The sequence below is a fragment of the Acinetobacter sp. YH01003 genome (genome assembly GCF_013420525.1).
GTDB lineage: Bacteria > Pseudomonadota > Gammaproteobacteria > Pseudomonadales > Moraxellaceae > Acinetobacter > Acinetobacter towneri.
This window is the reverse complement of record NZ_VOXY01000008.1, coordinates 84,130-98,766: the sequence shown is the minus strand read 5'-3', so window position 1 is coordinate 98,766 and position 14,637 is coordinate 84,130. Positions and strand designations below refer to the sequence as shown.

Sequence of the window (14,637 nt, the reverse complement as noted above, 5' to 3'; positions counted from 1 at the left end):
TCAGTTGTGATCACCGTACAGATATGCAATGGTATCTGCATCAATAAAATTCAAATGGAAATCCAACATGCGCTTTTCTCAAGAGGCTTGGCAGCGTAACCTTGCGCTCTATCAAAAAACACTGGCGTTGCCATTTAATCAGGAACTGGCGCAAGGTACATTAAGCAAAGCTGCGTTTTGTCATTATGTGATTCAAGATTCACATTACTTAATTGCCTATGGTCGTGCGCTGGCTGTCTGTGCTGCCAAAGCTTTTGATGCCGATGATATTATTCAATTTTCGGAAGCAGCCAAAATTGCAATTGTGGTTGAACGCACCTTACACGACAGCTTTATGCAAGCATTTGATATTTCCAAACAGGAATTTGAAAGCACCCCACTGACCCTCGCCTGCCATCATTACACCTCTTATTTGCTCGCAACAGCGTGGTCAGAAAGTTATCCTGTGGTATTGGCTTCATTGCTGCCATGTTTCTGGATTTATGCAGAAGTGGGCAAAGACATCGTCAATAATTCAGTACCGAATAATCCGTATCAGGCTTGGGTAGATACCTATTCAGGCGAAGAATTCCATAGTGCAGTCAACAATGTAATTCAGACCATTGACCGTATTGCTGCGCGCTGTGATGCCGACACCATTGAAAAAATGCATCAGGCCTATACCAAAGCGGCAAAACTAGAATGGCTATTCTGGGACAGTGCTTACCATCAGCGTCAATGGCTAGGCTTAGACCAAGTTTAAACCTTAGTCACTTTAAGTGCGCACTGTATTGGCGTTTCTCTATACAGTGCGACAAGCCATGACTGATAAAGCGTGAAAAATAACACTTGAACAATTTTCATGCGCTATCATATATAAGTTTTTCATTTGTAGAATTTCGAGAATTTTTTATGAGCCAAAGTCATATCCGTATTCGAGGTGCACGTACCCATAACCTAAAAAACGTGAACCTTGATATTCCACGCGATAAATTTGTGGTGATTACGGGCTTATCTGGTTCAGGAAAATCCTCACTGGCATTTGATACTTTGTATGCAGAAGGGCAACGTCGCTATGTCGAATCGCTTTCTGCCTACGCACGCCAGTTCTTATCACAAATGGAAAAACCTGAAGTCGATTCAATTGAAGGTCTAAGCCCTGCAATTGCGATTGAGCAAAAATCGACAAGTCATAACCCACGCTCAACGGTGGGTACCATTACCGAAATTTACGACTATTTGCGTTTACTGTATGCCCGTGTCGGTACACCGTACTGCCCTGAACATGACTTGCCGATGGTGGCACAAACCGTATCAGAAATGGTTGATGCGGTAAAAGGACTGGAAGAAGGCACTGCTTTGATGCTGCTTGCACCGGTGATTCGTGAGCGTAAAGGCGAATATGTGCATTTGTTTGAACAGCTACAAAGTCAGGGTTTTGTACGCGCCCGAGTGGATGGCGAAGTCATGGACATTGACCCACCGCCTGAACTCGACAAAAAGAAAAAACACACGATTGAGGTAGTGGTAGACCGTTTTAAAGTCCGAGATGATTTGGGCAACCGTATTGCCGAAAGCTTTGAAACTGCACTGCGTTTAGGTGGCGATTTAGCCATTTTATCGTGGATGAATGCGGAACAACCTGATCGTATTTTTTCGGCCAAGCACTCTTGCCCGCAATGTGACCGTGCCGTGGCAGAACTTGAACCGCGCCTGTTCTCATTTAACAACCCTTTTGGCGCTTGTCCAACTTGTGATGGTTTGGGGACACGTAGCCATTTCAGTGCGGAAAAATTGATTCCAAACCCTGAACTGTCGATTAGTCAGGGCGCAATTCGCGGCTGGGACAGACAGCGTCCGTATTATTACAGCATGCTGGAAAAAGTCGCGGCACATTATGAACTCTCACTCGATACGGCATGGAATCAGCTGGACAGCGTGACACAAAAGAAATTCCTGTATGGCACAGATAAAGACAAAATTGACCTGAGCTATACTGATGAACGTGGACGCCACCATAAACGTGTGATTGCGTTTGAAGGCGTGTTACCGCATTTAGAACGTCGTTACCGTGAAACCGAAAGTAATTATGTACGTGATGATTTGGCGCAGTATTTATCTAATGCTGCCTGTGATGCCTGCGGTGGTTCACGTTTAAATGAAATCTCTCGTAATGTCCGCGTGAAAGACAAAACCATTGCTCAAATTACCCAAATGTCGATTGGCGATGCCGAAGACTACTATCAAGGCTTAAATCTTGAAGGGGCTAAAGGTGAAGTCGCAGATAAAATCTTTAAAGAAATTCGTGAACGTCTGCACTTTTTAGTGTCGGTGGGTTTGAATTATTTAAGTCTGTCACGCTCCGCCGAAACTCTTTCAGGCGGTGAAGCACAACGTATCCGCTTGGCATCTCAAATTGGTGCGGGGCTTATGGGCGTGATGTATGTGCTAGATGAACCTTCAATTGGCTTGCACCAGCGTGACAATGATCGCCTGTTGGAAACCCTGATTCGTTTACGTGACTTGGGTAACACGGTGTTGGTGGTAGAACACGATGAAGATGCGATTCGCGCTGCCGACCATATTATTGATATTGGCCCAGGTGCAGGTGTGCATGGTGGACATATTATTGCCGAAGGCACCTATGCAGAACTGGCCGAACATGCAGACTCCCTAACAGGGCAGTATTTATCGGGCAAATTAAAAATTGAAGTGCCGAAAACGCGCACCCAACCGCCACATCCCGAACAACAAATTAAGCTAATGGGCGCAGCAGGACATAACCTGAAAAAAGTGGATCTCACTTTGCCTTTAGGGGTAATGACTTGTGTCACAGGCGTGTCGGGTTCAGGAAAATCCACCCTAATTAACCGTACTTTGTTGCCTTTGGCTGCAACACAATTAAATGGCGCAACTACATTAACCGCAGAAAAATTCGACTCGATTGATGGTTTGCAATATTTAGATAAAGTGGTGGATATTGACCAAAGCCCGATTGGGCGAACGCCACGCTCGAACCCCGCGACCTATACAGGCTTGTTCACTCCAATTCGTGAGCTGTTTGCGCAAACCCCTGAAGCTAAAGCACGTGGCTATGCAGCAGGACGCTTCTCCTTTAACGTTAAAGGTGGACGCTGCGAAGCTTGTGAGGGTGATGGCATGATTAAAGTTGCCATGCACTTCTTGCCAGATATGTACGTGCCTTGCGATGCCTGTCATGGTAAACGCTATAACCGCGAAACTTTGGAAGTCAGTTATAAAGGTCGCAATATTTCTGATGTTTTGGAAATGACCGTTGAAGATGCAATGCATTTCTTTGATGCCATTCCTGTGATTCATCGTCGGTTGGAAACGTTAAATCAGGTTGGCTTGGGTTATATCCGCCTTGGTCAATCAGCTACAACTTTATCTGGCGGTGAAGCACAGCGCGTAAAACTGGCGCGTGAACTGGCCAAACGAGATACAGGCAAAACCCTGTATGTACTGGATGAACCGACCACTGGTTTGCACTTCCATGACATTGCCAAATTGCTCGACATCCTGCATGAGCTACGCAACAAGGGTAATACCATTGTGGTGATTGAACACAACCTAGATGTGATTAAAACTGCAGACTGGATTGTCGATTTAGGCCCTGAAGGTGGTGCAGGCGGTGGACAAATCATTGCCGAAGGCACACCTGAAACTGTCGCAAAATCTAAAATTTCACATACCGCAAAATTCTTAAAACCGATGTTAAAAGGCTAAAATAGATTATTTCAGTTTTTAAGCCCATTCAAGTTTAAATACAGATTCAGCACAAACTTGTGCTGAATCTTTCACTCTAGGCTTTTTATCACTTCGGAAATGCTCGTGGATCAATTACTGTGACTTAGTCACCAGCAACGGCATTGCGCCCACGTGCTTTGGCTCTAAATAAGTGTTTATCGGCTTTTTCCAACAATCTGCTCCATGACGCAGCACCCACCGCCACGCCAGCACTGACCGACACTTGAATATAATCATTCAGTTCTGGAATAAAAATTTCTTGATTCACAATATGGCAGCGCAATTTATCTGCCAAATACAGCGCCTCAGTAAATTCTATTTGCTCAATCAAAACCAAAAACTCATCGCCACCATAACGCACCACCAAGTCTGAGGCACGGACATGCGCTTTGAGAGTATCGGCAATACATTTTAAAGCTTGGTCACCTACCACATGCCCGAAGGTATCGTTAATGTGTTTGAATTTATCCACATCCATAATAATCAGACCAGTTTTGCTCAATTTTTCAGGTCGATGTTCTAAATATTTGATGTATTCCTCAAGCGCCAAACGGTTGGAAACACCAGTTAAGGCATCGGTATTGGCAATATTACGCAGCTGAAATTCTAAAATATCACGCTGCTCTAGGCGTTGTTTTAATTTTTGAATGGCCTCTAAGAGCGTTACCTTGTCTGGATTTTGCGTCCCTTGAGCTTCATCATCATAAGCTGCCAAGCGTAAAATTTGGCTGCGTGCCTGAATTAAAGGAATAAAGACCTTTGAGCGCGCATAGACCATGGTGAAAATAGCAGCCAATAACGAAATAATTGACGCTACTAGAGTTAAAATGAAAATACGCTGAGCTTGATGATAATCTTTGTGCGCAACCTGCAAACTGTGCGCTAATATAAATGACTGCAAACTGACCACAGTGTTGAATTTATCCACCAATTTTTGGGTGAGTTCAGTGCCTGTCAATGAATAGGGTTGCCCATCAATACTTTGCTGAATCAATTGATTGACGATAGGAATTCCCTCATCCAGAAACTCCTTTTTTAATTGATCATGCAAAATATTATATTCAGGAATTTTATGTGCTTCAGGCAAAATGGTATGGATTAAATCCCACAAATAATAAGCTTGGCGTTGGGTTTGCAAAGAGCTCGCCAAATTGGTTTCAGGAATTTTTTCAGCAAACGTTACCGCGGCAATAATATTGGATGCCACCCTTCCCGCTTGATCACGCAAATCTGAAAGAACAAAAATCACACTATAATAGGTCGATACCGATGAGTCTTTTGCCACTGAATCGAGCATGACGTGTTTCAGCACATGCTGAGAACTGTCCCATGCCGCAAACATTTTTTGAATCGCATGATCCATCTGTTGAGAGCTACGCAAATGCTGTGGAGTTGCTGCATATTCATCGACCGCCTGACGCCCTTGTTCTAAAGCGGTCTTTAATTGATGCGATAAATGATGCGCATGGATAATAAAACTTTCTTTTCTTAAAATATTGATGGTCTGTTCTACTTGCTGATCCACGCCAGCACGGTACGCTTTCAGTTCTTGTAAATTTTGCTGAAATTCAGCTGCTGAACTCGACATGACTTTGTTCGCAGGCGCTCGTTCACGCGAAATACTATTGGTCAGTTCAGCCACTTTGCCTAATACAGAAATTTCAATTAAAGCACGTTTTGTTTTTTGATAACTCTGATAACTATTCACCATCAGAGGAACGCAAATAAAAAGCAATGACACGATAATAATGATCATCGAGATCAACAGTCGCTGACTGATATGCTCTGTGCGCAATTTCATCATCATGCTAAGTTTCACCTACGTCATTATAACTGTGCAAAATCGTGGACTTGATCACTTAATCGGCGACTATATTACATGAGCAATCTTTAAATTACTTACAAAAAAGATAATTAATTCACTTATATTTTAAAGCCGTCTAACTAAGTCATCTCATTCAAGAGAATTTCTAAAAGCATGCCCTGCGCCGACTTACCTAAAACAACAAATACAAAAAATAATGTTTCAGCATGCAGAAAATATTTTACAGATGCAACATTTGGGTGCATAATGCACCTCATTAGGGCGAGTTTAGTTTTTCCTCAGCAGTAAACTAAATTTACCCGCAAATTTTGGCGAAAAATCCCAGTTTTTGAAAGAAAACTGGGATTTTTTTATGGGTTTTGATCATATCACACTCTCATACTGCACCATATCGGTGCAATTTTCGCAAAACCATTTGCGTTTTCACATGCAAAAAAAAACCCAACCTTGGGGAAAGTTGGGCAGATAAAAAGCAAATAATTATGGAGAATCAGATCGCACTACTGGATGAACCAAGCTTAGGATTTGATGGTTAAATTATGAGATAAGTCACATAATTTACAAACCCGACTTAAGTAGTAGGACTTCATGGTGGAATTATGAAATAAATCACAGTTTATGTAAAGCCTAGTCAACCAGTCTGATTTATTTTTATACAAATATTAAAATTTAATGTGACTAAACTCACATTAATTCAAATATTCCACTCAAATTCAGTCTAAACAAGCCTTCTTTATTGCTTGTTTTTTACCCAAATATCATGATTTCACCCTAAAACAGGTGAATTTTTCCGTTATTCTTCACTCTCCAAGAATTATTATTACAGATAATTTCAATTAAATTTATCGATTAATCCAATTAATGCTTTGCTTATTATTTCTACTTTTGTTGCAAAAACGAACATATCGACTTGTTATCCATACAGTTTTTAGGTTGACAGCAAAAATTTTATTTGAATATTTTTTAAACACCAAAGTCAATTGGACTTAATTCTTAAATAAAGTCCTTTTAGTTCATTGACTTAATAATTTGTTACACTAAAATGATCAATGTTTCATCCATTTTTAACAAAACTGGTAACTATCATGAAAAAACTCGGTTTAGCCACTGCATTATTATTAGCCATGACCGGTGCTCAAGCGTACCAATTCGAAGTTCAAGGTCAATCAGAATTTCTAGACACTACTGAAAACAACCAAAACTTCACTGGTGCTGTTCAAGGTACTTACTACTTCAAAAATGTTGATGCGACTAAAGGTCCATTGGCTGAAGCTGCATTCTTAAACCAAGCATCTAACGTTGCTTTAGCTTACCAATATGCTCAATACGATGCTCCGCGTGATGAAGGTCGTTCTGATGTAGAATCTCACGTTTATGGTGCTAAAGCTGAAGCGTATGTACCAACACAATTGGTTCCAGCATATGCAAGCGTTGCTTACAGCCACACACACAACGATGGCAAAAATGCTGCGACTGCTGATGACAATGGCGATCGTTACGCTTTAGAACTTGGTGCACTAGTAGCGCCTAACTTCTTAGTTGCAGTAGGTTATACAAGCATTGCAGACACTATGGCTGTTGATTCATTTGGTATTATTGCAAATGGTGCAGTTAAAGCAGTTGGTGAAGCTTTAACAATCAATGAAGATCAAGATGCAATCACTGCACGTACTAAGTACGTAGGTGCAATTGATGGTACAAACATGGCTGTTGGTTTTGAAGCTGGTTTAGTTTATGGTGAAAGCACAGCTTATAACTTAAAAACTGATCTTTACTTAACACCTGCTCTTAGCGTTGGTGCTTCTTATGCAGAAACTAGTGCTGACGTTGCTATCGACTCTGCTTGGGGCGCGAACGTAAACTACTTCATCACTCCTGCAGTTGCTGTAGGTGCTAGCTATGTAAATGCGAATGCTGTAGGCGAAGCTGTTGACACTCAAACTGTTGGTGTAAACGCTAAATTCCGTTTCTAATTTCACATTAGACACTGAAGTTAAAAAAGACGCTCATCTGAGCGTCTTTTTTATGCCTGAAATATGTCATGAAAAATTTGAACTGCCGTTTTACTCAGATGAATCATCATGGTGATGATGCGGTAGGTGGCGAATGTACTGCAATGCGATTAAACGTGACACGATCAATGCCAAATACATTACTCCACAGAACATTTGCAACATGGCAATCACCCGTGCTTCGGGACTGATCGGTATAAGGTCGGATAAGCCTGTCGCGGACTGCAAACTAAAACTTAAAAACAGTAAATCAAGCCAGCTTTGCAAACCTGCAGCATTTGGGTTCTGAAAACTTTGCGGAATCAAAATTTGACAGATGCTATATAAAAAGGCAAAACCCCAAGCGATTAAGGTAAACACCGCTGCAGCAGCAAACAGCTCATCTTTAGTTAAATAACGATCATGGAACATATAACGCAATAAGCCATAGGCTGCACTAAAATAGGCTGCAGCTTCACAAGCATGACTCATCACCAAAATAAGAGGATGCCGCACACCTAGTAAAATAAAGAATGAAAAGAACAAAGCCGCATAAACAAAACTGAGCCCCAAAATACTCAACATTGGCGTTTGTCGAATCACTTTAGCAATGAGCAACAACACCAATACACCCACCATCCACGTAATGACTTTATAGGGCATATGGTGATGCGCAAAGAGTGAGAGCAGCAAAATCACAAACTGCAAAAACAACAGCCATGCCGAAGGCAAAACCCGAAACTTTTTCCAGACATTGTCTAATATGTACATATATCTGCTGCCTATTCTTTTTATATTGCATCCAACATAGCAGCTTATTTACGCATGCAATGCAATCACTCTGTATCAAAATTGCATATCACAATAACCGTATCCATAAATGCTCACCAGCATGCTTGCTCAAGCCAACATACAGGCATAAAAAAAGTCCCATGACTGGGACTTTTTTGAGGTGTTTCAGACCTTAGTGGTCAGATGCACCAGAGATACCAATACCAGTTTGTGAGCGTACGAACTGTGCATCGAATGCTTTACGTTCAGCTTGTGCTTGCGCAGAGTTGTCAGTGATAGAGAACAACCAGCAGCAGAAGAATGAAAGTGGCATTGCAAAGATCGCAGGACCGTTAAATGGGTTGATTGGTGTGTCAGAAATTTGAAGCGTATCTACCCAAACTGCTTTAGACAATACAATCAAGGTTACTGCTGAAGCTAAGCCTGCTACACCACCAATCACTGCACCGCGAGTCGTTAAGCCTCTCCAGAACATAGACAATACAAGTACTGGGAAGTTTGCACATGCTGCTACAGAGAATGCTAAACCTACCATGAACGCAACGTTTTGTTTCTCGAAAAGAATACCCAAGATCATTGCGAAGATTGCTAAGCCTAAAGTTGCAATTTTAGACATGCGAAGTTCAGATTCAGGAGTCGTTTGACCTTTCTTGAATACGTTAGCATACAAGTCGTGAGAGATTGCTGAAGCACCAGACAATGTCAAACCAGCTACAACCGCAAGAATTGTTGCGAATGCTACCGCTGAAATGAAGCCCATGAACAAGTCACCGCCAACTGCGTCAGACAAGTGCACCGCAGCCATGTTGTTACCACCAACAAGTTCTAACTTGCCAGTAACTGCCATTTTCGCAACATCAAGGAATTGTGGGTTGTTTGATACATAAAGGATCGCACCAAAACCAATGATGAACGTTAATAGGTAGAAGTAACCAATGAAACCTGTAGCAACTACAACTGATTTACGCGCTTCTTTTGCATCTTTTACAGTGAAGAAACGCATCAAGATATGTGGTAAACCTGCAGTACCGAACATTAATGCAAGACCAAGCGAGATTGCATCAATTGGGTTAGAGGCTAACTTACCAGGACCCATAATGTTTGCAGCATCTGCCAAGCTCAAGTCATGTACTTTAGAGAATACTTGGATTGATTGCTCGAACATGTTAGTGAAGCTGAAGCCCACACCTTTCATTACCATGAAGGCCATGAAAGTTGCACCTGAAAGTAACATCACCGCTTTGATGATCTGTACCCAAGTTGTTGCCAACATACCACCGAACATTACGTAAGCCATCATGAGTAGACCCACGATTACTACAGCAAGGTTGTAGTTCAAACCAAAGAGTAGTTTGATTAACTGGCCCGCACCTACCATCTGTGCAATCAGATAGAACGCAACTACAACAAGTGAACTGAATGCTGCAAGGGTACGTACTGGCTTTTCAGCTAGACGGAACGATACCACGTCAGAAAGGTTATATTTACCTAAGTTACGTAAACGCTCAGCAATCAAGAACAATACAATTGGCCAGCCCACCATGAAGCCTAGTGAATATAGCAAGCCATCAAAGCCTGACATAAACACCATTGCGGAAATACCGAGGAACGATGCTGCTGACATATAGTCACCTGCAATCGCTAGACCATTTTGGAAACCAGAAATACCACCGCCTGCGGTATAGAAGTCCTTAGTACTCGTGGTTTGCTTCGCTGCCCATTTAGTAATGAACAAAGTTGCGCCAACGAAAATCAAGAACATAATAATTGCTGGCCAGTTGGTTGGCTGCTGTTCTGCTGCACCTAAATCTGGTCCTGCAAATGCCATACCTGACATTAATACAGTAGACGCAGCCAGTGCTTTCAATGAATTCCATTTCATCTTAGTGCGGTCCTTTCTCATGTGTAATTGCTTCAACTTCACGCATCGCTTCTTCATTCAACTGGTCAAGTTTGCCATTCGCAATTGATGAATAAACAGCACACAAAATGAAAGATAAAACGATAATGCCCAGACCCAGTGGAATACCCCAAGTCGTCACACCACCTGAAATTGAACTCAATAAGAATTCTTTGTTATAGCCCACTAAAAGCATAAAACCTACGTACACAAACAACATGATTGCTGTTAATGTCCAGCTTAGGTTACTTTTTCTGCGAACCATTTCTTTGAATTTTGGGTTTTGTAGAATACGTTCTACTTGTACCTCATCCATAACCTGCTCCTTCAAGCGCCCTGCCTTAGGCGCAAATTTTTAATTCGAATTATTTCGAACTTAAAATTAACAATGTTAGAGCCGATTTGCAATTTAGACTTTGGTCGCTAAAAAAATGATCAACCTCAGCGCAAAGGCAATGGAATAGGCTATCATAGCCCTATTGTCGATACTTTTAAGGCATCATGAACAGCTGGCTCATTATGGGGGTTTTAGCCCTCTATATCGCATTACTTTTTATCTGTGCTTTCTATGGAGAAAAACACGCCAGTCGTTTAAGCACACGTGGGCGCATGCTCATGTTCAGCTTAACTTTAGGGGTGTACTGTTCATCATGGACTTTTTATGGTGCAACGGGCGCAGCCGTTCGTGAAGGGATCATCTTTTTACCGATTTATTTAGGGCCTTTGCTGTTTGTCGCTGTTGGTTATGATATTTGGCGACGTTTAGGTCGAGTGCGACAACACCACGCCATTTCATCGATTGCTGACTTTGTAGCTGCACGTTATGGTAAAAGCGGGCCATTGGCATCACTGGTCACAATTTTGGCGGTGATTGCAATTATCCCCTATTTGGCTCTGCAATTACGCGCAATTGCGCTCAGTGCCGCAGTGGTTTTAGATCAAAGCACCAATGTTGAAAGTACCACCAATGCAGTGTTATTCCTGACAGGTTTATTGGCTATTTTGGCGATGCTGTTTGGTACTCGACAAATTGCCAATACCGAGCAACACGGCGGCTTAATGCTCGCGGTTGCCTTTGAGTCCTTTGTCAAACTATTTGCCTTGCTGGCGGTGGCTTTCTTCTTTGTATTTGAAGCACCTGACAATATTCATCAAATTGCCAATGATGTTTCAATTACCTTCCATGAAGTACAACTGTTTGGTGTGCCTGAAACTTTTTGGGTGCAAACTTTATTGGCGGCCTTAGCAATTATTTGTTTGCCACGTCAGTTCCACGTTGCTGTGGTCGAACTGCGCGATGAAAAGCATATTCGTGGTGCGCGCCGCTGGTTTGCCGTTTATCTGATTTTAACCACAATCGCCATTGTTCCCATTGCCAGTTGGGCCTTGCACGCAGCTCCGCAATATTTAGCCATCCCAGATGTAGCGGTTTTGTCTTTGCCACTCAGTTATAACCAAGACTGGTTGACGCTGTTGGCGTTCTTGGGAGGATTCTCCGCCTCAACAGGCATGCTATTGGTATCTTCAGTAGCACTGTCGATCATGCTGAGTAATGACCTGATCATGCCTGCCTTGTGGCGCATGGGCATTTTCTCACGCCATGACAAGCGCTTGCCTTTGGTACTGAAATTCACCCGACGCATTTGTATTTTAGCGGTGATGCTGCTCGGCTTCCTGTTCTTCAACTTCTTTAACGATATTGATCAACTTTCTGTGTTTGGCTTGTTGGCCTTTAGTGCAGTGGCACAGTTCTCCCCTGCCCTGATTGGGGGGTTATATTGGCGTGGTGGCAGTAAACAGGGCGTTTATGCAGGCTTAATTGTTGGATTTGCGATGTGGGCCTATACCCTGCTACTTCCGACTATTTTACGCAGCCTGCCAAGTCAGTTCAGCGAGTTTACCCGTGAATTTTTATTGCTGGGACCTTTAGGCATCAACTGGTTACGCCCTGAAGCCTTGCTTGGCTTTGAATCTTTTGCCCCGCTCACACATGGGGTGGTTTGGGCGCTCGGTTTAAATATTTTGTTATATGTTTGGGTGTCACGTATTTTCCGCCCAAGTGTGGCAGAACAGATTCAGGCCGAAAGTTTCTTTTATTATGAAACCAAGCCTTTGCCAACTCAGAACATGAGCAACGAGGTCAGCTATTCACATCAAGATGTAGCGCGTTTAAAAGTAGGCGATTTAATCACACTGGCAAAACGCATTACAGGCGAATCTCCAACCCGACAAGCCTTTGAGCAGTTTAGTCAGCAAAATAATGTGGTGCTGAATGAAAATGCCAATGCCAACGGCATGTGGTGGCGTTTTACCGAACAATATTTGGCAGGCACCATTGGTGCAGCATCTGCGCGTACTTTGCTCACCACTGCCATGGTCAATAACGGACTCGCTTTAGGGCAAGTTGCGAATATTCTTGACCAAGCCTCACAATGGCAACGCTTTAACCAAAACCTAATCATGACCATGATTGACCACATGACCCAAGGCGTGAGTGTGGTAGATGAAAATATGTGTTTGGTAGCATGGAATAATCAATATCTCAAACTATTTGATTATCCTAAAGATATTGTCTATGTCGGGTGCCCAATTGCCGATTTGATTCGCTATAACGCAGAACGTGGTGAATGTGGTCCGGGCTCAATTGAAGAACACGTGCGTAAACGTATTCACTGGATGAAAATGGGCAGTGCACACGAGTTTGAACGCATCCGTAAAGATGGTCGTGTAATTCAAATGCGTGGTAATCCAATTGAAGGCGGTGGTTTCGTGACCACCTTTGCCGATATTACCGCTTTCCGTGAAAACGAAGCCGTACTTGAAGCACGGGTACAAGATCGCACACAACAATTGGCCGATGCTTTGGCAGAACAGCAATTGGCACGTGAACAAGCCGACAAAGCCAATATGTCCAAAAGCCGCTTTATTGCCGCTGCCAGTCATGACTTATTACAGCCAATGCATGCAGCGCGCTTATTCAGTACGGCTTTAGAGCAAAGTATTCAGTCCGATGAAGACCGTAAAACCCTGCAACAACTGGATCGTGCCCTGCATGGTGCAGAAAGTATGCTCTCGGCCTTGTTGGATATTGCCCGTTTGGAAGGCGGTACGATTCAGCCGAAACGTCAGGCTTATCCACTGCATGACTTACTCAGCGATTTAAGCCTGCAATTTAAATCCATTGCGGCACAACGTGGCATTGAATTCCGTGTGCATGACGTACAGTTCTGGATTGATACCGACCCACAATGGATTCGTCGTATTATTCAAAACTTTGTCAGCAATGCGCTGCGCTATACCGCCAAAGGGCGTGTGGTCGTGGGCGTGTTACGTTCTGCAGAACATCCACAACATATTAGAATTGGGGTGTGGGATACAGGTCCGGGTATTGCCGAAGAACAACGTATTAAACTGTTTCAGGAATTTGAGCGTTGCGGACATACGTCGCCTTGGGGTGAGCAAGGTCTAGGTCTTGGGTTAGCGATTGTGCAGCGTATGACCAGTTTGCTGAACTACCCTGTGCATGTCTATTCGGAATTGGGCAAAGGCTCGTGCTTTATGATTGAAGTGCCGATTGTCGAAGCTCCAAAAGTAGTGGCTGCACCTGTGCAAGTGGTGCCGTTGAAAACCAAAGCCTATAAAATTTTGTGTTTAGACAATGATGAAACCATTTTGGAAGGCATGGCGACCCTGCTGAGTAAATGGGGCTATCACGTATTTAAAGCCACCGAACCTGAACAAGCAATTGAGTTGATTCAACGTGAGCACATTCAAGTTTGGTTGGTCGATCAGCACTTAAATGACGATAAAATCGGTTTAGATTTTATTCTGGAACATCGTCAAGCCGATGTACCTGTGGCGTTAATTACTGCTGACTCTGATCCAGAACTACCGCAACGCTTAAAAGAACTCAACATCGTCTTGCTGAAAAAACCATTAAAACCAGCATCGCTACGTTCTTGGTTATCGGGTCTGAAAATTTCGGAGACTTGATTCACATACCTAACTTTGGCTAATTTGGGGCGCTCATCCCACAGAGATAAAGCTGAGATGAACGCACCGACCTTGTTACATTTTCTGGTTTGGTTACATTTGTTAGTCTGATGACCAAGCTTCACTTTACATAGCGAAATATGGCCACAATGAAAATCCAACACATTTGCTGTCAATATTGACAGCGATTGACCTGATGCAACACCCATTGACCAAAGTTTTCAAAAATGTCGCGTTTTGAGTGCCTGCCCTTCACATTAAATACCATCACCTCACTGGCTATGGCAAAGTCTGACAAGATGGTAAGTGAATATGCTCAATAAATTTTACAATTTTTCTAAGCCCTGAGTTTGTCGTTATTTTTTGCCCTTATCGCCAAAACATTAGAC

General features: G+C 42.9%; 8 protein-coding genes. 4 read left to right on the top strand and 4 right to left on the bottom strand.

Annotated elements, in window-relative coordinates:
* Nucleotides 1-67: 67 nt before the first annotated feature.
* Nucleotides 68-742 carry a thiaminase II gene (gene tenA / locus FTT70_RS08770; RefSeq protein WP_131261268.1) on the top strand — a complete coding sequence of 225 codons (675 nt, stop codon included), beginning with the start codon at nucleotides 68-70 and terminating at the stop codon, nucleotides 740-742.
* Nucleotides 743-891: 149 nt separating this feature from the next.
* A complete protein-coding gene (gene uvrA / locus FTT70_RS08765) occupies nucleotides 892-3,726 on the top strand; it encodes an excinuclease ABC subunit UvrA (protein WP_180168530.1) in 2,835 nt (944 codons plus the stop codon).
* Nucleotides 3,727-3,850: 124 nt separating this feature from the next.
* On the opposite strand, the gene FTT70_RS08760 is transcribed toward uvrA, so the two are convergent.
* On the bottom strand, nucleotides 3,851-5,551 hold the full coding sequence (locus tag FTT70_RS08760; protein ID WP_180168535.1) for a GGDEF domain-containing protein: 1,701 nt from the start codon (nucleotides 5,549-5,551) through the stop codon (nucleotides 3,851-3,853).
* A gap of 1,070 nt (nucleotides 5,552-6,621) precedes the next feature.
* Between FTT70_RS08760 and omp33-36 the strand changes: the two genes are divergently transcribed.
* Nucleotides 6,622-7,545 (top strand): porin Omp33-36, encoded by a 924-nt coding sequence (gene omp33-36 / locus FTT70_RS08755; protein WP_257229384.1) that lies wholly within the window; start codon nucleotides 6,622-6,624, stop codon nucleotides 7,543-7,545.
* A gap of 90 nt (nucleotides 7,546-7,635) precedes the next feature.
* On the opposite strand, the gene FTT70_RS08750 is transcribed toward omp33-36, so the two are convergent.
* From FTT70_RS08750 to FTT70_RS08740, 3 genes are all read right to left on the bottom strand, one after another.
* Entirely contained in the window at nucleotides 7,636-8,334 is a 699-nt protein-coding gene (locus tag FTT70_RS08750; RefSeq protein WP_180168529.1) for an ion channel, read from the bottom strand.
* A 193-nt stretch (nucleotides 8,335-8,527) separates the two neighbouring features.
* The gene (locus FTT70_RS08745) at nucleotides 8,528-10,237 is read right to left on the bottom strand and encodes a cation acetate symporter (RefSeq protein ID WP_168418953.1); all 1,710 of its coding nucleotides are present in this window, start codon (nucleotides 10,235-10,237) and stop codon (nucleotides 8,528-8,530) included.
* 1 nt (nucleotide 10,238) lies between these two features.
* A complete protein-coding gene (locus FTT70_RS08740; RefSeq protein ID WP_179994355.1) occupies nucleotides 10,239-10,571 on the bottom strand; it encodes a DUF485 domain-containing protein in 333 nt (110 codons plus the stop codon).
* 185 nt (nucleotides 10,572-10,756) lie between these two features.
* On the opposite strand from FTT70_RS08740, the gene FTT70_RS08735 reads away from it, so the two are divergent.
* Nucleotides 10,757-14,248: a PAS domain-containing hybrid sensor histidine kinase/response regulator gene (locus tag FTT70_RS08735; protein WP_179994356.1), complete on the top strand. Its 3,492-nt coding sequence runs from the start codon at nucleotides 10,757-10,759 to the stop codon at nucleotides 14,246-14,248.
* Nucleotides 14,249-14,637 lie beyond the last annotated feature (389 nt).